We start from the raw sequence: 25,026 nt of genomic DNA on the forward strand, positions 1-25,026 counted from the left end.
AAGACCGCAGCCTTGCAGGCGCTGCCGAAGGCTGTGGTCTTTTGATTTTTATTACATCTGCGTCGCCATCCCCTCTACGTTCATCGCCGCCTGGCGCAAGGCCTCGGAGCGGGTTGGGTGTGGGTGGCAGGTCAGGGCAATGTCCTCGGCGGAAGCACTGAATTCCATCGCCACGCAATATTCGCCAATCATTTCACTGACGCTCGGGCCCACCAGATGCACGCCGAGGATTTCGTCAGTGCGTTCATCGGCCAGCACTTTGGCGAAGCCTTCTGTTTCGTGATTGATCTTCGCCCGGCTGTTGGCGGTGAATGGGAATTTGCCGACTTTGAATGCGCGACCCTCGGCCTTCAGTTGTTCTTCGGTCTTGCCGACGCTGGCCAGCTCGGGTTTGGTGTAGATCACGTTGGGAATCAGATCGTAATTGACCTCGCCAGCCTTGCCGACGATCTGCTCGACGCAGGCCATGGCTTCGTCTTCCGCCTTGTGGGCGAGCATGGGGCCCGACGTTACGTCGCCGATTACCCAGACACCGGAGGCTTCGGTGCGGTGACCCTTGTTGGCGAGCATGCCGCGTTTGTCGGTGGCGAGGTCGACGTTCTCCAGCCCCAGGCCCTGTGTATAAGGTCGACGTCCGATGGCCACCAGCACGTAATCGGCTTCGAGTATTTCGGCGGCACCACCCGCAGCGGGCTCCACGCTGAGCTGGACGCCGGTGGTGGAGGTGGTGGCGCTGGTCACTTTCGAACTCAGCTTGAAGCTGATGCCTTGCTTGGCTAGCGAGCGCTGGAGGGTTTTGCCTGCTTCACCGTCCACACCGGGGCAGATGCGATCGAGAAACTCGACCACCGTCACTTGTGCGCCAAGGCGTCGCCACACCGAGCCCAGCTCCAGTCCGATCACGCCTGCACCAATCACCACCAGATGTTTGGGGACTTCCGTCAGCGATAGTGCGCCGGTGGAGTCAAGGATGCGCTGGTTATCGATGTCCACGCCGGGCAGGGGAGTGGGTTCGGAACCCGTTGCGATGATGATGTCCTTGGCGTTGAGTTCGGTCTTGCCACCGGCGTCGTCCGTCACCGTGACTTTGCCTAGCCCGTCGATATGACCCCAACCCTTGATCCAGTCGACTTTGTTTTTGCGAAACAGAAACTCGATGCCCTTGGTCAGCCCGGTCACGCTTTCATCTTTCTGTTTCATCATTTGCGCGAGGTTGAGCGTGGGTTTGACCTCGATCCCCAGGTTAGCGAATTCCGCACCCATGGCCGCATCGTAAAGTTCGGAGGCGTGCAGCAATGCTTTGGACGGCATGCAGCCGACGTTCAGACAGGTGCCGCCGAGGGTGGCGCGTCCTTCTACACAGGCCGCTTTCAAACCCAATTGGCCGGCACGGATCGCTGCGTTGTAACCACCGGGGCCACCGCCGAGTATCACGACGTCATAAGTGCTCATGGATTGACTCCTGGATTGAAGAGGATCGGAAGGGGTAAAAGTAGTCTTTGGCTAAAATTACGAGCGTAATATGTAGGTTTCCGCGTATTTCGGTCAAGGCTTCAGCCAAGCGACAGGTTGGGCGTTTTTAGATAGCGCATTGAATACGAAAATTTCATTGTTTGCGTTATATCGTAACGAATTGCGATGTGAGCGAAGTTAAGTGCCGGGGTGGTATGCAAGTCGATCTCGATGTTGATGGAACCGAGGTATCCGCGCTGCCGCGGTTCCAGCAGGCGGTTTTCCAAGGGCGACGGTTGCTCCGGTTGGCCATTGTCTTGGGTGCGCTGGCGGCGTTGGGGCTGGTATCGGGTTTTTTTGTCGGCCTGTTTGCTCCGCAATCACTTTTGCCTGCCTTGCTGTTCAATCAGAGCGCCGGGTTGCTGGTGGTGGTCGGTGGCCTGCAATCCGCCTGGTGGGTGACGAAATGGCGTGCGCGAGCAATAAATCCCGTGATGCCGGTGGACATGGCTGAAGAAATTGAAGCCCCGGTCGGCTGGTATGAACGGTTGCTGGATCGGCTCGTCCAGCGCTGGCGCAGAATGCTCAGGCAGATAGGGGCTCCTACGTTGTGGTTGGGCGGCTGGGCGTTGTTGGCCCTGCTGTGCGTCGATCAGGCTTGGAATCCTGCTTTAACGCCCGCTGCGCTGGGTTTGTCGGCGACTGTTGGCGCGTCTTTCGCGTTATTGCTTGCATTCGGTTTGTTGGTGCTGGAGCGACAACTGGCCCAGGAAAACACCGCGCAATGGCCCGAAGCCGCAGCGTTGGCGCAATTGACGCGGGTCGCCATCATCAGCTTGGCGCTCGGCGCGTTGTGCCTGTTGTTTGGCAATGAAACCTCGGTCTGGCCTGTGCGTTTAGCCGTGTTGATCGGCCTGCTGCCCGGACTCGTCGCGGTCGAGTTGTTACTGCGTGCGGTGCTGTCTTTGTTCAGCCCTCGCCAAGAACAAATGGAACCGGCCTTGCTCGCGCGCAGTTTTGTCGCCGATACCTTGCGCTGGCCGCCGCAACCGCTACTCGCGTTGCAGCACGAATTGCACAATCACTTCGGTATCGACCTGCGGCAGATCTGGGCTTTTACTTACATGCGCCGGGCGTTTTTACCGGTGCTGGGCGTTGTCGCGATCGTTGGTTGGGCACTGACCGGAATGCACGAAATTCCGCTGCAAGGGCGCGGCATCTACGAACGCTTTGGCAAACCCGTGGCGGTGCTCGGCCCGGGTTTGCACGCCGGTCTACCGTGGCCATTGGGTCGGGTACTCAGCGTCGAGAACGGCGTAGTTCATGAGTTGACCACCAGCGTTGGTGAAATGTCGGCACCCGCGCAGCTCGATCCTGCGGAAGGCCCGGCGCCGATCACCGCCAATCGGTTGTGGGACGCGAGCCACGGGAACGACAAGTCCCAAGTGATCGCCAGCAGCCGTGCCGACAAGCAGAGCTTTCAGATCGTCAACATGGATGTGCGCTTCGTCTATCGCATCGGCCTCAGCGATCAGGCCGCGTTGGCCGCGACCTACAACAGCGCCGACGTGCCTACGCTGATCCGCAGCACAGCCAGCCGAATTCTGGTGCACGACTTTGCTTCGCGAACCCTCGACGGTTTGCTCGGCGAGGACAGGGTAGGGCTCGCTGAAGAGATCGGCCGGGCTGTTCAGGCCGATCTGAACACCCTCGACAGCGGCGTGGAAATTCTCGCCACGGTGATTGAAGCGATTCATCCACCGGCAGGTGCAGCCAATGCTTATCACGGTGTACAAGCGGCGCAGATCGGCGCGCAAGCGTTGATTTCCCGTGAGCGCGGCGCCGCTGCCCAAGTGACCAACCAGGCGCAATTGCAGGCCAGCGTTGCACAGGATCAAGCCACCGCTAGCGCCCATGAAATCAATGCAAACGCACAAGCGGCAGCGCTCAAATTCAACGCCGAACAAAAAGCTTATGCCAGCGCCGGGCAGGCTTTTGTGCTGGAGCAATACCTCAGTCAACTTTCCCAAGGCCTGGCCAATGCCAGGTTGCTGGTGCTCGATCACCGTCTCGGTGGCAGCAGCAATGCGCCGACCATCGACCTCCGTACATTCACGTTTCCGGTTGACCCTGCGCCGTCCCGTCAAACCGCTCAGCCTGGAGCCGCCCATTGAGCCAGCTATCTACCCACGATCACGATGACCACAGTGACCACGATCATGGTCATGGTGGGCATCACCACCACGGCCATCACCATCATCACGGCGATCCGCTAGAGGCCGGCCCATTCCCTTGGCGACGTATGGGATGGGCGGTTTTGCTGGTGGCGTTTGCGGTGGCAGCCGCGAGCCTTGTGCAAGTGCGTTCGGGCGAAGCCACGGTGATCACGCGCTTCGGCAACCCATCACGCGTTTTGCTGGAACCGGGCCTGGGTTGGCGCTGGCCGGCACCGTTCGAAGCGGCGATCCCGGTGGATCTGCGGCTGCGCACCACGTCCAGCGGTTTGCAGGATGTGGGCACGCGGGACGGGTTGCGCATCATCGTCCAGGCGTATGTTGCCTGGCAGGTGCAGGGCGATCCGGACAACGTCCAGCGCTTCATGCGCGCCGTGCAGAATCAGCCGGATGAAGCGGCGCGACAAATTCGCACGTTTATCGGCTCGGCGCTCGAGACCACGGCCAGCAGTTTCGACCTGGCCAACCTGGTGAACACCGACGCCAGTCAGGTGCACATCGCAGATTTCGAAGCGCAACTGCGTCAGCAAATCGATCAGCAATTGCTCACGACTTATGGTGTGCGCGTGCTGCAAGTGGGCATTGAGCGTTTGACCTTGCCTTCGGTCACCCTCACGGCAACGGTTGATCGAATGCGCGCCGAGCGTGAAACCATCGCCACCGAACGCACCGCCATTGGCAAACGCGAAGCCGCGCAAATTCGTTCCGCGGCAGAACGTGATGCGCGGATCGTGCAAGCCGATGCCACGGTGAAATCGGCTGAAATCGAAGCGCAATCCCGAGTCGAAGCCGCGCAGATTTATGGTCGCGCTTATGCCGGTTCGCCGCAGCTCTACAACTTGCTCCGTTCCCTCGACACCTTGGGCACGATTGTCACGCCGGGTACGAAAATGATTCTGCGCACCGATGCCGCGCCATTCCGGGTGTTGGTGGACGGTCCACCAAGTCTGGAAAATAAGCCCGGATCGCAGCCATGAGTCTGGTTCCACGTGGAACAAATGATTTGAGCAGTCCATGGATTCAGGCCGGACGCTTGGCGTTTCTAGCGCTGTACGCGGTTACGGTATTGGCCGCTTTGGTTTGGGCGTTCTCCAACGTACGGCAAATCGAGCCTCAAAATCGCGCAGTGGTTTTGCATTTCGGCGCGCTGGATCGCATTCAAAATGCCGGGTTGTTGCTGGCGTGGCCGCGACCGTTTGAGCAGGTGATTTTGTTGCCGGCGGCAGATCGGGTAATTGAACGTCGAGTGGAAAATCTGCTGCGCAGTGATGCCGCATTACAAGCCGATCGCGTGGCCGGTTTCGCCACGCCAATCAGTGATGCACTGGCGGGCTCCGGTTATCTGCTGACCGGCGATGCCGGAGTGGTGCAGCTGGATGTGCGTGTTTTCTACAAAGTCACTGAGCCGTACGCGTTTGTGCTCCAAGGCGAACACGTGCTGCCGGCGCTGGATCGACTCGTCACCCGAAGCGCCGTGGCACTGACTGCTGCACGGGACCTCGACACTATTCTGGTCGCACGACCGGAACTGATCGGCGCGGATAATAACGCCGCCGAACGACGGGAACGTCTGCGTGGTGATTTGGCGCAAGGCATTAACCAACGGCTATCCGAACTGGCGGCGACAGGGCAGGGACTTGGGATTGAAGTGGCTCGGGTCGATGTGCAATCAAGTTTGCCCGGCCCGGCAGTGAACGCCTTTAACGCCGTTCTGACCGCCAGTCAGCAAGCGGATAAAGCTGTGGCCAACGCGCGTACTGAAGCCGAGAAACTGAGCCAGAACGCCAACGAGCAAGCCGACCGCACAGTGCAAGTTGCCCATGCCCAAGCGAGCGAACGGCTGGCGAAAGCCTCGGCGGATACCGCCACGGTATTGAGTCTGGCCAAAGCGCAACAACAAGGCACTGATCCGCAAATGTTGCTGCGCATCTACCGTGAACGGATGCCGAAAATTCTCGGCCAGGCCGGCTCGGTGACCACGGTTGATCCGAAAGACGATTCCCGCCTGATCATTCAGGGAGCTGCCCAATGACCACGCAAACCACCGTTGCACCGAGCCTGTTGTCGTCGGCCGAACAACGCCGTGCTGCCCGTGAACTGACCTTGGCCATGCTTGCGCTAGGATTGCTCGCACTCGGTCTTGTATGGCGCTGGTTGTCTGCGGAGCAGATGAGTGTCAGTCAAATGCTGCTGGGTTTTGCGTCCTTGTTGGTGGCCGTGCCAGTGATGCGTTCGGCTTGGTACAGCCTGCGGTATCCAAGCCTGCATGGCATCACCGATCAGTTGATCGCCCTGGCGATGCTCGGTGCCTGGGCGACCGGCGATCTGCTCACGGCGGCGTTGCTGCCTATCATCATGATCTTCGGCCACGTGTTGGAAGAACGCAGTGTGATCGGTTCGCAGGAGGCCATTCGCGCGCTCGGCAAATTGACACGCAGCCAGGCACGAAAGATCCAGGCGGACGGCTCCATCGTCGAAGTCGACAACGGAACGCTCATGGCTGGCGACCGGGTGGAGGTGCGCGCCGGTGATCGTGTGCCGGCGGATGGTCGCGTGTTGTCCGGTCAGGCGAGCCTGGACACAGCGTCCATTACCGGTGAATCAGTGCCGTTGGAGGCGGTAGTCGGTATGCCAGTGTTCGGTGGCGCCATCAACCTTGACGGCCTGCTGCGTATCGAGGTTACGCGCACCGGTCGTGAGTCGACCCTCGGCAAAGTCATCGCCCTGATGCAAAACGCCGAGCGCTCCAAGCCGCCAATCACCCGGTTGCTCGAACGCTACGCGGGTAGCTACATGGTGCTGGTGTTGCTGCTGGCCGCGGTGACCTGGTTCGTCACCAACGACGCGCAAGCCATGCTCGCGGTGTTGGTGGCGGCGTGTCCTTGTGCGTTGGTGCTGTCCGCACCGGCCACGGCGATTGCCGGGGTGGCCGTGGCGGCGCGGCACGGCATTCTGATTCGCAGTTCGGCGTTTCTTGAGGAATTGGCTGACCTGACCTCACTGGTGGTCGACAAGACCGGAACCCTGACCTTCGGCACTTTGCGCCTGCAATCCATCGAGAGCCCGTTGGAAGATCGCAGTCATGTGATGAAACTCGCCGCCAGTCTTGGCTCTGCCAGCAGTCATCCGGTCAGCCGAGCGTTGGCGGAGTTGGTGACGCAGGAGCATTTTTTGCTGCTCACGGACATTCATGAGCGTCAGGGCCTGGGCGTGGTCGCGATGACCGAGCAGGGCGAGGCTGCGCTTGGAGGACCTGAGTTGTTCGCCCAGTTGAACATCCCCACTTCAGCCGTTCCTGACCACGATGGGCCCATTGCCGGCCTCGCGCTCAACGGCGAATTCCTCGCTTGGCTGTTGCTGGCGGACAGTGTCAAACCGGAAGCCAGATTCGCCTTGAGTGAGTTGCGTGAGCTCGGATTGAACCGCCAGCTGTTGCTCACAGGGGACCGACGAAGTGTCGCGCATACACTCGCACGTGATGTCGGGATCAGCGATGTCGAGGCTCAGGCGTTGCCCGAGGACAAGCTCAATCGCGTGCTGAAAGAAATCGGTAACGGCTTTCGTCCTATGGTGGTGGGCGACGGCATCAATGATTCTCTGGCGCTTAAGGCCGGGGTGGTCGGCGTGGCCATGGGCGCCGGCGGGGCGGACATTGCGCTCGCCTCGGCGGACATCGTGCTCATTGGCAGCGACCTGCGCCGTCTCGGGACGTGTGTGCGGTTGAGCCGTCAATGTCGGCGGACCTTGCAGATCAACGTCATCATCGGTCTGGGCTGGACACTGGCGATTGTTGCATTCGCCGCGTTCGGCTGGCTCGGTGCGGCAGGGGCGATGATTGCGGCGTTATTGCATAACCTCAGCACATTGCTGGTGCTGGGTAACGCCGGCCGCCTGCTGCGGTTTCAAGAGCCGCTACTCAAGCTCAACGACGAGTTTTGACAGGACCTACATTTATAGAACTGTGCGCTGCTATTGCAGTCATCTAGGGTAACAGCGGTCACTTCTGTGAATTTGGAACACCCTTGGACTTATAGAAAGACGCTATTAATTCGATAGTCAGCTATTTTTCCAGGATGGTCTAACCTCTCCTCAGACGTCTGAAACAAGGGGGATTTTCCATGCTCGCGCAACTTCCACCGGCCTTACAGAATCTGCAGTTACCGCTACGCCTGCGACTCTGGGACGGCCATGAATTTAATCTGGGGCCGACGCCCAGCGTTACGATTGTGGTCAAGGACCCACAAATGGTTACCCAGTTCACCCATCCAAGCCTGGATGCGCTCGGTGCGGCGTTTGTCGAAGGCAAACTGGAGCTCGAAGGTTCCATCAGCGACGTGATCCGCGTCTGCGATGAATGGAGCCAGGCGTTGCTCAAGGAAGACGGCGACAACCAGCCAGTGCGTACCGTTCACGACAAGGAGACCGACGCCAAGGCGATCTCTTACCACTACGACCTCTCCAATTCGTTCTATCAGCTGTGGCTCGACAGTGACATGGCGTATTCCTGCGCCTATTTCGAGACCGGCAGTGAAAGCCTTGAACAAGCCCAACAGGCTAAATTCCGCCATTTGTGTCGCAAGCTGCGCCTGCAACCGGGCGAATATTTGCTGGATGTAGGCTGCGGTTGGGGTGGGTTGGCGCGCTACGCGGCGCGCGAGTTCGGCGCGAAGGTTTTCGGCATCACTCTTAGTAAGGAGCAATTGGACTTGGCCCGGGAACGGGTTAAAGCAGAGGGCCTGGAGGACTTGGTTGAGCTGCAGTTGCTCGACTATCGGGACCTGCCTCAAGACGGTCGCTTCGACAAAGTGGTCAGTGTCGGCATGTTCGAACACGTCGGCCACGCTAATCTGGCTGAGTACTGCAAAACGCTGTTCGGCGCGGTGAAAGAGGGTGGCCTGGTGATGAATCACGGGATCACCGCCAAGCACACCGATGGCCGTCCAGTAGGTCGCGGTGCTGGCGATTTCATCGAGAAGTACGTATTCCCCAACGGCGAGCTGCCGCACCTGTCGATGATCTCTGCCGAGATTAGCGAAGCAGGGCTTGAGATCGTCGATGTGGAGAGTCTGCGCCTTCATTACGCACGCACCCTGGATCATTGGAGCGAACGACTGGAGGATAACCTCGACGCCGCTTCTAAATTGGTACCGGAACAAGCGTTGCGCATCTGGCGCCTCTACCTCGCCGGTTGTGCTTATGCGTTTGCCAGGGGCTGGATCAACTTGCACCAGATTCTCGCAGTGAAAGCTCACGCCGATGGCAGCCATGAACTGCCATGGACCCGCGACGACATCTACACGCCTTAAAGAATCGGCGAAATAAGCCGGGCGACTCGCATGCCCACCTGTTGCAGGCGTGCGGTCTCCCGGCCTTCTTCCTTGGCGATTTCGTGAGCCTGGTCGAAGTCATTGTTGAGCATCTGCGCCACTTCGGCGGCAAACGCGCTGTCGACCGTCAGCAACATCACCTCAAAATTCAGGCGGAATGAGCGGTTGTCCATATTGGCGCTGCCGATCGCGCTGATCTCGCTGTCGATCAACACGACTTTCTGATGCAGAAATCCGGGGTTGTAACGGAACACCCTCACCCCGGCGCGCACGGCGTCGAAGGCGTACAGGCTGGAGGCAGCGTAGACGATTCTGTGATCAGGCCGAGAGGGCAGCAGAATCCGCACATCCACCCCGCGCAGAACCGCGAGCCGCAGTGCAGCGAGAACGGCTTCATCGGGAATAAAATACGGAGTGGTGATCCATACCCGTTCCGTCGCTGCGTGGATGGCTTCGACGAAGAATAACGAACAGGTCTCGTAGGAATCTGCCGGGCCACTGGCGAGCAATTGGCAAAGCACGCCGTCTTCCGGGTAGACCTCCGGCAGGATCAACGGCGGTAGCGAGCGGGCTGCCCAAAACCAGTCTTCGGCAAATGACTCCTGCATGCAGGCCACCACTGGGCCACGAACTCGCACATGGGTATCGCGCCAGGGTGCCAGTGGGGGTTTCTCACCCATGTATTCGTCGCCGACGTTATGCCCGCCAACGAAGCCGAGGATGCCGTCGACCACCACGATCTTGCGGTGATTGCGGAAGTTGACCTGGAAACGATTGAGCCAGCCACTGCGTGTGGCGAAAGCTTTGACCTCGACGCCGCCATCACGCAAAGGTTGTACATAGCTGTGGGGTAGGGAATGGCTGCCGATTCGATCGTAGAGCAGATAAATCGCCACGCCTTCGGCGGCTTTTTCCAACAAAAGTTTATGCAGACGCTGGCCGAGGCGATCATCGTGGATGATGAAAAACTGAATCAGCACCGCTTCTTTGGCATGGCGGATAGCGTCGAAAATGGCATCGAAGGTGGCTTGGCCGTTGATTAACAATTGCACTTCGTTGTTGGCCAGGCATGGCATGCGCCCCAACTTTGGCATGGCCCGCAAGGACGCATAAGCAGTGGAGGCGCGAGCCGTCAGAGCTTCTTCAACCCAAGGTCGCCAGTTGAGCTCGGAGATGGCCTTGCGCATTTCCTCGTTGGCCTGGCGTCGAGCCTTGATGTAGCCATCGAAGGTACTGCGGCCAAATACCAGATAGGGAATGAGCGTCAGGTAGGGCATGAAAAACAGCGACAAGGCCCAGGCTATCGAGCCTTGGGCAGTGCGAACCGTCAACACGGCATGAATCGCTGCGATCATGCCCAGAGAGTGCAGAAGTGCGATGGTGTAGCCGAAGATGTGCGGTCCAAAATAATCCATGGGGGCAGCCTTGCTCCTGAAGATTCAATGCTTAAAAGACCATGTTCCGGGCAGAATGTCGCTAATTAATTGGCCCATGAACCGAAGCCAACGGCTGACGTCTAACGGCCACTACTGATCAGGAGTTACACGATGAATGTTCGTCTGCTGGGTTTGGCCATGGCATTTGGTTTAGCACTTCCTGTGGCTGCTCAGGCGCAGATGCTCCAGCCAGGTTTGTGGGAATTGACCTCGAGCAACATGAAAGTCGACGACCAGAACCTGCCGGACCTGCAACTGATCCTCGGCCAGATACAGAGCCAGATGACCCCTGAACAGCGTGCGCAACTGGAAAAACAGGGCATCACCATGGGCGGTAAGGGAATACGGGCGTGTCTCACGCCTGAGCAGGTCAAGTCCGACAATATTCCGCTGACCGACCCGCAGTCGGGTTGCAAACAGGAAATCACCGAGCGCACCGGCAACCAGTGGAAATTCCGCTTCAGTTGCCCGAAAGCTCAAGGGGCGGGTGTGGCGACGTTCCTGAGTGACCGCGAGTTCACCACCAAGGTTAACGGTACCTTCAACGCTACCGGTATTCAGCAGAAAGGTAGCCTCGATACTCGCGCTGTTTGGTTGGGTCAGGACTGCGGCACGGTCAAACCAAGAGCTTAAAAGATTCGCGGGCGGGCTCGCTCCCACGGGTTAGGTACTTATCCTGGGGCGCGAGCCTGACTGCGAACGCGGCGCCATACATCCGCACATGGAACCTCTAGGAATAAGCAACATTGATTTTTAGTTCCACGTGGAACATAGCGTTAGTGGGTTTGATTCGGTGTGTTATGGTATAACAATATAGTTATAACATAACACTAATCGAGCCCGACGACCGCACCGGGCATCCCCAGTGAGGAAATACCTGATGCCCAATCGCCTTCCCGTTACTGTTCTGTCTGGCTTTCTCGGCGCTGGAAAAAGCACGCTGCTCAACTACGTGTTGCGTAACCGCGAGGACTTGCGGGTCGCTGTAATCGTCAATGACATGAGTGAAATCAATATTGACGGCGAGGAAGTCCAGCGCGATGTCAGCCTGAACCGCGCTGAGGAAAAACTCGTGGAAATGAGCAACGGCTGCATCTGCTGCACATTGCGCGAAGACTTGCTGGTGGAGGTGGGGAAGCTCGCCAGAGACGGTCGCTATGACTACTTATTGATCGAATCCACAGGAATTTCAGAACCACTGCCCGTGGCGGAAACCTTCACTTTCCGCGATGAGAACGGTCAGGGCCTCGCGGACATCGCCCGGCTCGACACCATGGTCACCGTGGTCGATGGCATGAACTTCCTGCTCGACTACCAGGCCGCCGAAAGCCTCGCGTCCCGTGGCGAAACCCTCGGAGTAGAGGACGAACGTTCGATCACCGACCTGCTGATCGAGCAGATCGAATTCGCAGACGTCATCCTGATCAGCAAAATCGACCTGATCAGCAGTCGTGAACGTGAAGAGCTGATCGCGATACTCGAACGGCTCAATGCCCAGGCTGAAATCATCCCGATGGTCATGGGCGAAGTGCCGCTCAGGAGGATCCTCAACACCGGTCGATTCAACTTCGAAAAAGCCGCCGAAGCGCCGGGCTGGTTACAGGAAATGCGCGGCGAACATTCGCCCGAAACCGAAGAGTACGGCATCGCCTCCAGCGCATACCGCGCGCGCCGACCCTTCCATCCGCAGCGCTTTTTCAGCTTCATCAATCAGTCGTGGGTGAACGGCAAACTGCTACGCTCCAAAGGATTTTTCTGGTTGGCGAACAAACACTCGGACGCCGGCAATTGGTCCCAGGCCGGAGGCTTGATGCGCTACGGTTTCGCCGGGCACTGGTGGCGTTTCGTGCCGAAATCCCAGTGGCCGCAAGACGAAGAAAGCACCGCCGCGATCATGAAAAACTGGGTGGCTGCCACCGGTGATTGTCGCCAGGAACTGGTGTTTATCGGCCAGCACATTGACTTCGCGCAACTGACTGCAGAGCTCGACAACTGCCTGCTGACCGATGACGAAATGGCGTTGGGCGAGGAAGGATGGCAGCTAATGCCGGACCCGTTCGGCCTTTGGTATGAAGAAGCGAGCTAACAACTCACGGCTTGAGCCAGGAACCCTGGCTCTGGTTTTCGCAAAACGGTTTCAAATACGCCGTGTCCGTGGCGATACCGTAATAGTGAATATCCTGACGGTAAGGCATATTGGCGACTTGAGCGTTGCTACACACGCCGAATGCGCCGCTGGGGCACTGGTCGACGTACTGCACCTCGACCGTCTGCCCGGCAAGGCTCGGCTGGCAGAAACCGTCAGCGAAGAGTTTTTCCGGGATGTTGCGGTTCTGCTGGCATACTTTTACGTCGAGTCTTTCCGCTGTGCTATGTACTACGCAGGCTTGGGCCAGCGCTTGCGTCGAAACGAGCGCCAGTAGCAACGACAGTCCCATACACCTCATTCTTCCTACCTCCTCAGATAACGTCGACCATGCTGCAGAACATTCCAACCCACGTCATCGCCGGGCCTTTGGGCGCCGGCAAGACCAGCCTGATCAAACATCTGCTGGCGCAACGCCCGGACAGTGAGCGTTGGGCGGTGCTGATCAATGAGTTCGGCCAGATCGGTATCGATGCTGCGCTGCTGACCCGTGATGCCGATGGTATCTCACTGGGCGAAGTGGCCGGCGGCTGTTTGTGTTGCGTCAACGGCGCGCCGTTTCAGATCGGACTCGGCCGTTTGCTGCGCAAGGCGAAACCGGATCGGCTGTTCATTGAACCGTCCGGGCTGGGGCATCCGGCGCAGTTACTGAGACAGTTAAGCGAGGCGCCGTGGCAAGGTGTACTGAGCGTTCAGCTATGTGTACTGGTGCTGGATTCCCAGGCGCTGGCCGTTGGCAAACCGTTGCCTGAAGCTCAAGAGGAGGCACTTGAAAGTGCCGGGCTATTGCTGATGAACAAGTCTGAAGGTCTCGACGATGCTGATCGCCGGCGGATAGCGGCGAAGTTGCCGATACGCCCGGTGTACTGGACGCAGCAAGCTGTTCTGCCGTTGAGCGAGTTGCCCGGTCTTGATGCTAAGGCGGTGGTGGGTGTGGATAACTTCATCCCACCCAAAGGACTGGCACAGATTCCGGCAATCTGGACTGACCCGGCTTTGCCGATTTGTGTGAGTCAGAGACAGGAAGGTGGCTGGAGCATTGGCTGGCGCTGGCATCCGAGTCAGATATTCGATGCAACGCTTGTCGGCCGATGGCTTGAAAGCCTCGCTTGGCGGCGGGCTAAACTGGTTATCCACAGCGTCGAGGGCTGGGTCTCGGCGAATGCGCTGGATAATTCTGCCCCGCAATGGCAGTCCAGCGAATGGCGACAGGATTCGCGAATTGAACTGATATTCGGTGAGCCGCAAGATGTTGAAGTGTTGCAAGTAGATCTGGCTGACTGCCGGGTAGGCTAAAAATCAAAAGATCGCAGCCTCAAGGCCGCCACTTGGTGTGTTCCTGCCGCCAATGGCTCAGTTCGATGATTTCCGCGCTGGGCTTCGCTACATCGACGACCGCAGGTGTGTCGTCGAACGGCATTGGGTAGGGAGCCAGTTCGATCTGCGCACTGTGGGCTCCAAATTGCGTGATCGTGCCGTTGTGACGGGATTCGCCGGTCACGGTGAATTCGAAGTTATACACTCGGGCCAGACGTCGACGACCGTTGGCATCCTTGATCAAGGCGATTTTTTTCAGTGCCACGTTGCCATCCAGCAACTCGATCCCGAGTTTGCTGCAATGCTGCTTGACCCTCTCCAGTGCACGTTCGCGCAAGCCGTGGTTGTGCCAAAGCCAGGCGCCGCCGGTGGCGAGCAGCATCAGCACGAAAATATTTCCAAGGGTCAGCATTAACAGGGTGCTCCAACAAGATAGTGTCAGCTTAACTGCGTCGCCGGTCTGTCGTACAGGCTGCGTTTAGTCGCATACTGCGTGGCTCGAATTTCAATCGTTTTACGGATAACTCACCGCATGAAACGTACGCCCCATCTGCTCGCTATCCAGTCCCACGTGGTGTTCGGTCACGCCGGCAACAGTGCCGCGGTTTTCCCGATGCAGCGGGTTGGAGTGAATGTCTGGCCGCTCAATACCGTACAGTTCTCCAACCATACCCAGTACGGCCAATGGACGGGAGAGGTGTTGGCACCCCACCAGATTCCGGATCTGGTTGAAGGCATTGCGGCGATTGGCGAGTTGGGCAATTGCGATGCGGTGTTGTCGGGCTATCTGGGTAGTGCTGCCCAAGGTCGGGCCATTCTCACGGGGGTGGCGCGGATCAAGTCGATGAATCCCAAAGCGCTGTATTTGTGCGACCCGGTAATGGGGCATCCGGAGAAGGGCTGCAGCGTACCGGCGGAAGTCAGCGATTTCCTGCTGGAAGAGGCTGCCGCCGTGGCCGACTTCATGTGCCCTAATCAACTGGAACTCGACAGCTTCTCGGGACGCAAGCCTCAGTCGCTTTTCGATTGCCTGGCGATGGCGCGAGCGCTGCTGGCGCGTGGCCCGAAAGCGATACTGGTCAAGCACCTGGACTATCCTGGAAAAACCCCGGACGTCTTCGAAATGCTGCTGGTGACGACCGAAGGCAGTTGGCTTCTGCAGCGTCCGATGCTGGCATTTCCGCGGCAGCCGGTGGGCGTGGGCGACCTGACTTCCGGGCTGTTCCTGGCTCGCGTGTTATTGGGCGATAGCCTGGTGGCTGCTTTTGAATTCGCCGCGTCGGCGGTGCATGAGGTGTTGTTGGAAACTCAGGCCTGCGCCAGTTATGAACTGGAACTGGTGCGCGCTCAGGATCGGATTGCCCACCCGCGGGTGCGGTTCGAGGCGGTGGCAATCAGTTTGTAATCAGGTCACGGCGAAGAGATCGTAGTCTGCGGCTGTTCCAAAGAGCTGCCGCAGGCTGCGATCTTTTGCTTTAAGCGTCGCCCTTGATTTCCTGATAGCGCTTTTCCAGTTCCTGACGAATCTGGCGACGCTGCTGCGCCTGGATAAAGCGGCGCTTGTCTTCGCTGTTCTGCGGTTGCAACGGCGGCACGGAGGCGGGTTTGCGCTGGTCATCCACCGCCACCATCGTAAAGAAGCAACTGTTGGTGTGGCGCACCGAGCGCTCACGGATATTTTCAGTCACCACCTTGATACCCACCTCCATCGAGGTATTGCCGGTGTAATTGACCGAAGCGAGGAAGGTCACCAGTTCGCCGACATGGATCGGCTCACGGAAGATCACCTGATCCACCGACAGGGTTACCACATATCGGCCGGCATAACGGCTGGCGCAGGCGTAAGCAACTTCGTCGAGGTATTTGAGCAGGGTCCCGCCGTGAACATTGCCAGAGAAGTTGGCCATGTCGGGGGTCATCAATACCGTCATCGACAGTTGGGCGTTTCCGGGTTCCATAGCGTTCTCACGGATCAAGGCAAGGTTTGAGGGACGCACCTCTGCGGGTGCCTGCGCGGTTTTTTCAAACCAACAGTTATCGGGACGCCGGGCGATTGATCGCCGTCACGCCGGATCGATCTGTTTCCATATATTGCACCGCCTTTCTGCCGGAAGTCGCGGTGTTACCCTGCAAAAGCCCAGCCCAAAGGGCAAATTCCTACGCGGAATGCGGATTTTTTACTCTGCTCGATCGGACATTTCCCTCGTTCGGCGGTTGAGCGTTTGTCACCCAAAAAGGAGCCGACACCATGCATGCCATCAGTTTCATTCAGGATCTGGCAGTGATCATGTTGGTCGCAGGTGTGGTGACGGTGCTTTTCCACCGCCTCAAACAGCCAGTGGTCCTGGGTTACATCGTGGCCGGCTTCATCATTGGCCCGCATACCCCGCCGTTCGGCCTGATCCACGACGAAGAAACCATCAAGACCCTGGCCGAACTCGGGGTGATTTTCCTGATGTTCTGCCTCGGTCTGGAGTTCAGCCTGCGCAAGCTGTTCAAGGTCGGCGCTACAGCGTTTATCGCGGCGTTCCTGGAAATCGTGCTGATGATCTGGATCGGCTATGAAATCGGCCGCTGGTTTGAATGGAATACCATGGATTCGCTGTTCCTCGGCGCGATTCTGGCGATTTCCTCGACCACCATCATCGTCAAGGCACTCAACGATCTGAAGATGAAGAATCAGCGATTTGCGCAGTTGATCTTCGGTGTACTGATCGTCGAAGACATCCTGGGTATCGGCATCATCGCCTTGCTATCAAGCATCGCAGTCAGCGGCACCGTAAGCTCCGGCGAAGTGTTTTCCACCGTTGGCAAACTTTCACTATTCATGATCGTCGCGCTGGTCATTGGCATTTTGTTGGTGCCGCGTTTGCTGGCCTACGTGGCCAAATTCGAAAGCAACGAAATGCTGCTGATCACGGTGCTGGGCCTGTGTTTCGGCTTCTGCCTGCTGGTGGTCAAACTCGAATACAGCATGGTGCTCGGCGCGTTTTTGATTGGCGCGATCATGGCCGAATCCCGACAGTTGCTGAAGATCGAGCGCTTGATCGAACCGGTTCGCGACTTGTTCAGCGCCATTTTCTTTGTCGCCATCGGATTGATGCTCGATCCGATGATCCTCCTGCAATACGCTTGGCCGATTGCGGTGATCACCGTAGCCGTAGTGCTGGGCAAAATGCTGTCCTGCGGCCTGGGTGCTTTTATCGCTGGCAATGACGGACGCACCTCACTGCGCGTCGGCATGGGTCTTTCACAGATTGGCGAATTTTCTTTCATCATTGCTGCGTTGGGCATGACCCTGCAGGTCACCAGTAACTTCTTGTATCCGGTGGCCGTGGCGGTTTCTGTGATCACCACGTTGCTCACGCCCTACTTGATTCGTGCCGCAGACCCGTTGTCGATCAAGCTTGCCGCCGTGATGCCGCAGCGACTGGGCCGAGTGTTGGGGATGTATGGTGAATGGCTGCGCAGTATCCAGCCGCAAGGTGAGGGTGCTTTGCTGGCTTCGATGATTCGACGCATTTTGCTGCAGGTGGGCGTCAATCTGGCGCTGGTGATTGCGATCTTCTTCGCAGGCGCCTACTTCGCCGAACGCATGTCCAGTTACCTTCAAGGCTGGATCAGCGACCCGAGCTGGCAGAAAGCGTTGATCTGGGGTGGAGCGCTGCTGTTGTCACTGCCATTCCTGATTGCCGCGTATCGAAAGCTCAAGGCGCTGTCGATGTTGCTGGCGGAAATGGGTGTGAAGCCGGAGATGGCCGGCCGCCACACACAGCGAGTGCGTCGGGTGATTTCGGAAGTAATCCCGATCCTTTCGCTGCTGGTGATTTTCCTGCTGTTGGCAGCCTTGTCGGCCAGTATTCTGCCGACCAACAAGTTACTGGTGCTGATCGCCGTAGTCGCGGCCGCCGTGGCGGCGCTGCTATGGCGCTGGTTTATCCGCGTTCACACGCGGATGCAGGTGGCTTTGCTGGATACCCTGGACAACCACAAGGATTCCCCGGGGCATTGACCCGATGGGCCGTCAGCTGACTTAACTTTCCAGCCAGACGTCCCGCGCCCAGTGCCACACCGACTCCCAGGTTTCTTCGGCGATCAGCTCTTCTTCGGCCTGCCAAAGCACCACGGTGCCGTCTTCTTCGACGCAGTAGTAATCATCACCGTCCTGACAGATCGGGATCAGGCTGCGATCAACGCCAGCGTCCCACGCATTGGCTGCAACGTCCGGCAAATAGGTATGGGATTGCGGGTCGGTGACGGTCACCGGCTCCAGGCTGCCGTAGACCACGTCGCTGACAGTCAGCAAAAACTCTCTGAAGACGAACGGAATGTCGATGAACAGTTGTTCTTCGATTTCTACCAGCATGTCTTCGTCAGGCAGCTCCAAGGGGACCGGTACCGGTTCGTTGGCTTCACGCAGTTGTTCGATGATTTCTTCCACGTCCGGGATCCTCTTGCTTGTATGGCGCGGTTTATATGGGGCGGTTTATACAGTAGCTCGCTATAGATGCAACCGCGAAATAGAAAACCCCGGCCGAGGCCGGGGTTTTTATTACAGCAAATGAAGCGCGGAGGGGAATCAGCCGTTCTGGCGGATACCGGCGACCAGCCAAGGCTGGTTCTCGCCTTGTGCACGCTCCATGTTCCAGCTTTCGCTGAACACTTCGCCCTGATCGAAACGCGAGGTTTTCGACACACCGCTGAAGGTCAGGGTGGCGATGGTCTTGTCGGCACGATCATCCACGCCGTCCAGTTGTACAACAAGGTTATCGATGTAGGTGGACTGGAAGCCGTCGCCCAGATCGGCACGTTCGCGTTTCAGGAACTCCAGCATCTGCGGGGTCACGAACTCGGAAATCTTGTCCATTTCGTTGGCGTCCCAGTGTTGCTGCAGGGACTGGAAGTGGTTGCGGGCTGCTTCGACAAAATTCTTTTCATTGAACCAGGCCGGAGCATTGATGACCGGACGAGCGGCAACCGGTGCAGCCGAACCACCGAAGATCGAACCGCCTGCAGGCTTGTGTTCGAAAGCTTCACGCTGCATCGGCGCATGGCCAGCCGGAGCGTATTGCTCGTGCTGCTTGCGACGACGTGCGGCGATGAAACGGAAGACCAGGAAGGCGATGACCGCCATGATCAGGATGTCGAAGATCTGCATGCCCTGGAAACCGTCGCCCATGAACATGGACGCCAGCAACCCACCGGCGGCGATACCGGCCAGAGGGCCGAGCCAGCGCGAAGCGCCACCGGCCTTGGCTGCGGCGCCAGCGGCACCGGCTGCACCAGCGGTCGCCGCAGCGCCGCCCATGCCTGGAGAAGAAGGAGCCATCTGGCTGGTTTGGTGAGTCGGCGCAGCGCCGGCGCTTTTGCCACCACCGAAGCGCTTGGCGGCATTGACGTCGAGACTCATCGTCAGGCCGATGCACAACGCCATGGCGATGCTAAGAAAACGTTTCATAAAGGGAATTCCCATTTGTGGAAGGCACGCGCGCCATGTTGCACAGCTGAAGTGTTACTGGCTAGCGGCAGAGTGTTTCGGGCTTTTGCCTGACAGGTCGCATTCAGCTTCAGTCAGAGCAATAAGGCTTGTTAACTTTGGTCTGTAGGATGAGTGGATAAGTTCTGTAGGAGGGATGAGTAGCGGCACAGCGCCAACAGGATCATGTCGGATTAACTGTGTGAGCGAGTCTGCTCGCGATGACGGATTCTCGATCAAAAAATAATATCGACTGATTGTGCGCTATCGCCAGCAGGCTCGCTTCCACAGAAGGACGACCCGGCAGCCCTTAGATCGCTTCCAGCTTCGCATAACCCAGCATCAGCCACTTGCTGCCTTCGCTGAAATTCACCTGCACCCGAGCCGCCGCCCCGGCGCCTTCGAAGTTGAGGATCACGCCGTCACCGAATATCGAGTGGCGCACGGTCTGTCCCAAGCTGAAGCCGGTTTGCGGGATTTCGCTGCCGCTGAACAGGCTGCCACCGCTCATCGACTGGTTACCACCAAACGGACGACTGACGCTGTTAGAGAGTCGAACTTCCTGAATCAGGCCTTTCGGCACTTCGCGTACGAAGCGCGACACCTTGTTGTAGGTCTCGCTGCCATAAAGGCGTCGGGTTTCAGCATAGGTCATCACCAGGTTCTGCATGGCCCGGGTAATGCCGACATAGGCGAGACGGCGCTCTTCCTCAAGACGGCCGGGTTCTTCCAGGCTCATCTTGTGCGGGAACAGGCCTTCTTCCATGCCCACCAGGAACACGTAAGGGAATTCCAGGCCTTTGGCACTGTGCAGGGTCATCAACTGAATGCTGTCTTCGTGCTCGTCGGCCTGGGTATCACCGGCTTCAAGCGAAGCGTGTCCGAGGAACGCCGCCAATGGCGTCAGATCCTCGTCTTCTTCGCTGTTTTCGAAGTTGCGCGCGGCGCTGACCAATTCCTCAAGGTTTTCTACTCGCGCCTGACCTTTCTCGCCTTTTTCCGCTTCGTGGTAGGCGATCAAACCTGACTGCTCGATGACAGTCTGGGTCATCAGGTGCAGCGGCATCTCCATGCACTTGGCGGCGAGGTTTTCGATCAGCTCGATAAACGCCCCCAGCGCACTGGCTGCGCGGCCGGTAACGCCCTTGTTGGCCACCAGTTGACGCATCGCTTCCCACATCGACAGATCGCTGTGGCGCGCATGGTCGCGAATCGCTTCGACGGTTTTCTCTCCGATGCCACGGGCCGGTACGTTGATCACCCGTTCCAGCGCGGCATCGTTGCCACGGCCTTCGAGCAAGCGCAGGTAGGCCATGGCGTTTTTGATTTCAGCCCGTTCGAAGAAGCGCTGACCGCCATAGATGCGGTACGGGATGCGTTCGCGCAGCAAGGCTTCTTCCAAAACCCGAGATTGGGCGTTGGAGCGGTACAAAATCGCGATATCGCTGCGAGCCAGGCCAGTTTTCAGCGCGCTTTCGATGGTTTCGACAACGTAGCGAGCCTCATCGTGTTCGTTGAAAGCGGCGTACAGATTGATCGCTTCACCGTCGCCGCCATCGGTCCACAACTCTTTGCCCATGCGGCCGGTGTTGTTAGCAATCAAGGCGTTGGCGGCTTTCAGGATGCCAGCCGTAGAGCGGTAGTTTTGCTCCAGGCGAATGATCTCTGCATCCGGGAAATCGTCGGAATACTGATAAATGTTCTCGATTTTCGCGCCACGCCAGCCGTAGATCGACTGATCGTCATCGCCGACCACCATCAGGCTGTCGCCGCCCTTGGCCAGTAGCCGCAACCAGGCGTACTGCACGGCGTTGGTGTCCTGGAACTCGTCCACCAGAATGTGACGGAAGCGTTTCTGATAGTGCGCCAGCAAGCCTGGGTGATCGCGCCACAGATCAAGAGCACGCAACAACAGTTCGGAGAAGTCGATGACGCCGGCGCGCAAGCACGCGGCCTCGTAGGCTTCATAGATGCTGCGCATGGTCGCCAGGAACAAATCGCCACTGGCTTGAATGTGTTGCGGGCGCAGACCTTCGTCTTTCTGCCCATTGATGAACCACTGGGCTTGACGGGCCGGCCAGCGTTGCTCGTCCAGCCCAAGCTCGCGGATCACCCGCTTGACCAGCCGTTGCTGGTCATCGCTGTCGAGGATCTGGAAGGTCTGGCTCAGCCCGGCTTCCTGCCAGTGCGCCCGCAACAAGCGGTGCGCCAGGCCGTGGAAGGTGCCGACCCACATGCCGGCCGGGTTGATACCCATCAACTGCTCGATGCGATGACGCATCTCGGCGGCAGCCTTGTTGGTGAACGTCACCGACAGGATGGAGTGGGGGGAGGCGTTCTCGACCTGGATCAACCAGGCGATACGGTGCACCAGCACTCGGGTTTTACCGGAGCCAGCACCGGCCAGGACCAACTGACGACCCACGGCGGCAGCTACGGCCTGGCGTTGGGCATCGTTGAGGGAGTTCAGCAGAAGGGAGAGATCATCGCGCATCGGGGCATTCTAGGGGGCCGCGCCACACCGGGCAAACATCGCTTTGCTTTAGCCGATGAAAGATACGCGAGGGACGACCGGTCAGTCATTGGCTGCAAACATTGATGGGGCTCGTCCGGCGGGTTTTGTGCACGGTCCGGGGGTCGAAACTTTTGTCTGTTTTTTGATCGGGAGCAGTTTGGTCCGGGCACTTGCTTGTGTATGCTCCGTCGACGTTTCGGGCCCATGCTCATCATTATAAGAACAAGAACATTGCCTATGACCCTCAGCTTCGACCTGTCGGGCCCTACTGTGGAGCCCCGGGTTATCCGCAAGCAATACGCCATGGAAATGGCGGTTGAACGCACGCGCCTGCTTTATCAGGGCTCATTGCTGCCCACCCTGTTCATGTTGATCAATGGTCTTGTCTGTGCCGGATTACTCTGGAGTCCGCAGCGTTATTTCCTGGTCACCGTTTGGCTGGTGTGGTTGCTGTCGCTGGTGGCGTTGCGTGTGATCCAGGTGGCGGCCTTCGACTCGGCGATTCCCAACCGTCAGGCCCATCCGATCTGGCGACGGATGTTTCTGCTGGGTTCCGGGCTCACTGGCCTGACCCTGGCCGGCGCCGGCATCGCGCTGGTGCCCGCCGACAATTTCATCCAGCAAGCCTGGGTTTTCGGCCTGATCGGCGCGGCGGCCCTTTCGGCCAGCGTGGCCTACGCGGTCAGCCTGCCGGCATTCCTGTCGTTTACCTTGCCCTGCCTGTTGCCGGCCATTGCTTATATGTTCTGGGGTGGTGACGAACAACAGCAGGGATGGGGCTGGTTCGGCCTGATTTTGCTGGGCGCGTTGAGTGTCGTGGCCTGGCAAGTCAATCGGCTGATCGACAGGGGCTTGATGCGACGCTTTCAGAATCAGTCACTGATCGAACATTTGCAGCAAGCGCAGAACCGCAGCGACCAGCTCAATCAGAAATTGGCAGAAGAAGTCGAGCAGCGGCGGCGCGCCGAGGACGAATTGCGCGAAATCCAGGTCGATCTGGAAAACCGGGTCGCCCAGCGCAGTCTGGAGCTGGATGCCGCCAACCAGGCGCTAAGCAAAAGTGAGGCGCGTCTTGGGCTGGCGTTGAAGGCCAGTGAGCTGGGGCTGTGGGACTGGAACCTGCAAACCGACGAGGTCCATCACACACAGATTCAGGAATTGTTCGGCCTGGAGCCGGAATTCGTGACGGCAATGCTCCGCCACCTAAAGCCACGCCTGCATCCCGAAGATCTTCCGGTATTGAGAAGAGCGCTGGTTGATCATTTGAAAGGGCGTACCGAGGATTATCAGGTCGAGTACCGCGTGCGTCATAGCGACGGCCATTGGGTGTGGATCGAGGACCGGGGGCGAGCGGTCGAGCGCGACGAAAACGGCCGGGTGATCCGCATGGTCGGCACCCGCCGCGACATCAGTGTCAGCAAGGCGCTGGAGGAGCAGCGGCAATTGGCAGCCACCGTATTCGAGGCGGCCAGCGAAGGCATCGTGATTTTCGATCCGAATTACGCCCTGATCGCGGTCAATCAGGCGTTCAGTCGTGTGACCGGCTACGACATCGAGGACATGCTCGGACGCAGCGTGGTCGAGCTGCCATGCAGCCGTGATGCCCGCCGGCACTACGCAGTGATTCATCAGGCACTGGAACAGCATGGCAGCTGGCAGGGCGAACTGGTGGAAACCCGCAAGAACGGCGAGATGTATCCGCAATGGCTACAGTTGAGCGCGGTGCGCGATACGCGAGGGAAAGTGAGCCATATCGTCGGCTTCTTCGCCGATCTTTCTGCCCGGCGCGAGTCCGAGGAGCGCATGCGCTACCTGACCCATTACGACGAACTCACGGGCCTGGCCAACCGATCGATGTTTCGTGAACGGCTTAACGAAGCACATCAGCGCGTGCGCCAGGGCGGCTATCGCAGCCTGGCGTTGCTGCACATCAACCTGGATCGATTCAAACAACTCAACGACAGCCTCGGCCATGAAGTCGCCGATCAGCTGTTGCAGAAAATGGCCCGGCGATTGATCAACGCGTTGCCCGAGGCCGACACCATCGCGCGTTTGTCGGGCGACGAGTTTGCCGTGCTGTTCAATTCGTACGGCAACCTTTCGAGTCTGGCGCGTGTAGCGACACGCCTGGCCACGAAATTGCGTTTGCCGGTGACTGTCGAGGGGCATGAACTGGTGATCAGCGCCTCCATGGGCATCAGCCTGTTGCCGGACAACGCGCGGGAAATCTCCGCGTTGGTCAGCCAGTCGAACATGGCCATGCAACACGCCAAGCATTTGGGTGGCGACAATTTCCAGTTCTACACCGATAGCCTGCAAGCCAGCACGCTGGAGCGATTGCAGTTGGAAAACCACCTGCGCAAAGCTATTGAAGAGAAACAGTTGAAGGTGTTTTACCAACCGAAACTTTGCCTCGTCACGGGCAAGCTGAACGCCGCCGAGGCGTTGGTACGCTGGGACCACCCGACCATGGGTCGCGTGCCGCCGGGAGATTTTATCGGTCTGGCGGAGGAAACGGGGTTGATCGGGCCGATCGGCGAGTTCGTGTTGCGCCAGGCCTGCTGGCAAGCCTGTGAGTGGCAGCGCCAGGGGCTTGAGCCGATTCGCGTTTCGGTCAATTTGTCGGTGCATCAGTTGCGTCAGGGCAAATTGGTCAGCCTTGTACGTCAGGTGCTGGAAGAAACCGGGCTTGCGCCGCATTACCTGGAATTGGAACTCACGGAAAGCCAGTTGCTGGACAGCGTCGAACACATTATCGCGACGTTCCAACAGTTGCGTGATCTGGGGGTGAAACTGGCTATCGACGATTTTGGTACCGGTTATTCGTCCTTGAGCTACCTGAAACGAATTCCTGTCGATTACGTGAAGATCGATCAGGCGTTCATTCGTGGCTTGGGCGAGGGCAGTGAAGACGCGGCGATTACGCGGGCAATCATTGCCATGGCTCACGGTTTATCGCTGAAGGTAGTGGCTGAAGGGGTAGAACGGCCGGAGCAGCTTGAATTCCTTAAAAACGAGCGCTGCGACGAGGTGCAGGGGTATTTGATCAGTCGACCCATCGAGGCTGAGGGATTGGCGACTCTGCTTAGGGCACAGTGCTCAGATTAGCGGGAAAATTTCCCG

At 58.5% G+C, this 25,026-nt stretch carries 19 protein-coding genes; 11 read left to right on the plus strand and 8 right to left on the minus strand.

Annotation, left to right across the window (positions count from 1 at the left end):
- Positions 1–51: 51 nt before the first annotated feature.
- The gene (lpdA, locus tag ABVN21_RS23435) at positions 52–1,452 is read right to left on the minus strand and encodes a dihydrolipoyl dehydrogenase (protein ID WP_339552468.1); all 1,401 of its coding nucleotides are present in this window, start codon (positions 1,450–1,452) and stop codon (positions 52–54) included.
- Between the two features lie 215 nt (positions 1,453–1,667).
- Between lpdA and ABVN21_RS23440 the strand changes: the two genes are divergently transcribed.
- The 5 genes from ABVN21_RS23440 (at position 1,668) to cfaB (ending at position 8,992) form a co-directional block, all read left to right on the plus strand.
- Positions 1,668–3,626, plus strand: coding sequence for a protease modulator HflK (locus ABVN21_RS23440; RefSeq protein WP_339552684.1), 1,959 nt, complete (start codon positions 1,668–1,670; stop codon positions 3,624–3,626).
- Positions 3,623–4,663 (plus strand): protease modulator HflC, encoded by a 1,041-nt coding sequence (locus ABVN21_RS23445; RefSeq protein ID WP_339552469.1) that lies wholly within the window; start codon positions 3,623–3,625, stop codon positions 4,661–4,663. The genes ABVN21_RS23440 and ABVN21_RS23445 overlap by 4 nt, the downstream gene beginning before the upstream one ends.
- Positions 4,660–5,718 (plus strand): protease modulator HflK, encoded by a 1,059-nt coding sequence (locus ABVN21_RS23450; RefSeq protein ID WP_339552470.1) that lies wholly within the window; start codon positions 4,660–4,662, stop codon positions 5,716–5,718. The genes ABVN21_RS23445 and ABVN21_RS23450 overlap by 4 nt, the downstream gene beginning before the upstream one ends.
- Complete coding sequence (locus ABVN21_RS23455; RefSeq protein WP_339552471.1) at positions 5,715–7,625, plus strand: cation-translocating P-type ATPase; 1,911 nt, start codon at positions 5,715–5,717, stop codon at positions 7,623–7,625. The genes ABVN21_RS23450 and ABVN21_RS23455 overlap by 4 nt, the downstream gene beginning before the upstream one ends.
- 179 nt (positions 7,626–7,804) lie before the next feature.
- Complete coding sequence (gene cfaB, locus ABVN21_RS23460) at positions 7,805–8,992, plus strand: C17 cyclopropane fatty acid synthase CfaB (RefSeq protein ID WP_339552472.1); 1,188 nt, start codon at positions 7,805–7,807, stop codon at positions 8,990–8,992.
- Here cfaB and cls read toward each other — a convergent pair.
- Entirely contained in the window at positions 8,989–10,428 is a 1,440-nt protein-coding gene (cls, locus tag ABVN21_RS23465; RefSeq protein WP_339552473.1) for a cardiolipin synthase, read from the minus strand. The genes cfaB and cls overlap by 4 nt on opposite strands.
- Positions 10,429–10,560: 132 nt before the next feature.
- Here cls and ABVN21_RS23470 point away from each other — a divergent pair, with 132 nt between their 5' ends.
- Together ABVN21_RS23470 and zigA are read left to right on the plus strand one after the other, a co-directional pair.
- Positions 10,561–11,082, plus strand: a complete 522-nt coding sequence (locus tag ABVN21_RS23470; RefSeq protein WP_020797958.1) for a DUF3617 domain-containing protein — start codon at positions 10,561–10,563, stop codon at positions 11,080–11,082.
- 247 nt (positions 11,083–11,329) lie between these two features.
- Entirely contained in the window at positions 11,330–12,535 is a 1,206-nt protein-coding gene (zigA, locus tag ABVN21_RS23475; RefSeq protein WP_339552474.1) for a zinc metallochaperone GTPase ZigA, read from the plus strand.
- 4 nt (positions 12,536–12,539) lie between these two features.
- Here the strand turns inward: zigA and ABVN21_RS23480 are convergent, their stop codons facing one another.
- Positions 12,540–12,896 (minus strand): NADH:ubiquinone oxidoreductase, encoded by a 357-nt coding sequence (locus tag ABVN21_RS23480; RefSeq protein WP_339552475.1) that lies wholly within the window; start codon positions 12,894–12,896, stop codon positions 12,540–12,542.
- A 29-nt stretch (positions 12,897–12,925) separates the two neighbouring features.
- Here ABVN21_RS23480 and ABVN21_RS23485 point away from each other — a divergent pair, with 29 nt between their 5' ends.
- Positions 12,926–13,891 carry a CobW-like GTP-binding protein gene (locus ABVN21_RS23485; RefSeq protein ID WP_339552476.1) on the plus strand — a complete coding sequence of 322 codons (966 nt, stop codon included), beginning with the start codon at positions 12,926–12,928 and terminating at the stop codon, positions 13,889–13,891.
- Between the two features lie 19 nt (positions 13,892–13,910).
- Here ABVN21_RS23485 and ABVN21_RS23490 read toward each other — a convergent pair whose 3' ends face one another.
- Positions 13,911–14,324: a DUF3301 domain-containing protein gene (locus tag ABVN21_RS23490; RefSeq protein WP_339552477.1), complete on the minus strand. Its 414-nt coding sequence runs from the start codon at positions 14,322–14,324 to the stop codon at positions 13,911–13,913.
- 120 nt (positions 14,325–14,444) lie between these two features.
- Here ABVN21_RS23490 and pdxY point away from each other — a divergent pair, with 120 nt between their 5' ends.
- Entirely contained in the window at positions 14,445–15,317 is an 873-nt protein-coding gene (gene pdxY, locus ABVN21_RS23495; RefSeq protein ID WP_339552478.1) for a pyridoxal kinase PdxY, read from the plus strand.
- A gap of 70 nt (positions 15,318–15,387) precedes the next feature.
- Here pdxY and ABVN21_RS23500 read toward each other — a convergent pair whose 3' ends face one another.
- Positions 15,388–15,870 carry an acyl-CoA thioesterase gene (locus tag ABVN21_RS23500; RefSeq protein WP_339552479.1) on the minus strand — a complete coding sequence of 161 codons (483 nt, stop codon included), beginning with the start codon at positions 15,868–15,870 and terminating at the stop codon, positions 15,388–15,390.
- A 290-nt stretch (positions 15,871–16,160) separates the two neighbouring features.
- Here ABVN21_RS23500 and ABVN21_RS23505 point away from each other — a divergent pair, with 290 nt between their 5' ends.
- On the plus strand, positions 16,161–17,924 hold the full coding sequence (locus tag ABVN21_RS23505; RefSeq protein WP_339552480.1) for a cation:proton antiporter: 1,764 nt from the start codon (positions 16,161–16,163) through the stop codon (positions 17,922–17,924).
- 21 nt (positions 17,925–17,945) lie between these two features.
- On the opposite strand, the gene ABVN21_RS23510 is transcribed toward ABVN21_RS23505, so the two are convergent.
- From ABVN21_RS23510 to uvrD, 3 genes are all read right to left on the minus strand, one after another.
- On the minus strand, positions 17,946–18,353 hold the full coding sequence (locus ABVN21_RS23510; RefSeq protein WP_034149364.1) for an SMI1/KNR4 family protein: 408 nt from the start codon (positions 18,351–18,353) through the stop codon (positions 17,946–17,948).
- A 138-nt stretch (positions 18,354–18,491) separates the two neighbouring features.
- The gene (locus ABVN21_RS23515; protein ID WP_339552481.1) at positions 18,492–19,370 is read right to left on the minus strand and encodes a Tim44 domain-containing protein; all 879 of its coding nucleotides are present in this window, start codon (positions 19,368–19,370) and stop codon (positions 18,492–18,494) included.
- Positions 19,371–19,698: 328 nt separating this feature from the next.
- Entirely contained in the window at positions 19,699–21,882 is a 2,184-nt protein-coding gene (gene uvrD, locus ABVN21_RS23520; RefSeq protein WP_339552482.1) for a DNA helicase II, read from the minus strand.
- 258 nt (positions 21,883–22,140) lie between these two features.
- Here uvrD and ABVN21_RS23525 point away from each other — a divergent pair, with 258 nt between their 5' ends.
- Entirely contained in the window at positions 22,141–25,011 is a 2,871-nt protein-coding gene (locus ABVN21_RS23525) for an EAL domain-containing protein (RefSeq protein WP_339552483.1), read from the plus strand.
- Positions 25,012–25,026: the final 15 nt, after the last annotated feature.

Origin of the sequence: Pseudomonas sp. MYb327, from assembly GCF_040438925.1 — a bacterium.
Taxonomy (GTDB): domain Bacteria; phylum Pseudomonadota; class Gammaproteobacteria; order Pseudomonadales; family Pseudomonadaceae; genus Aquipseudomonas.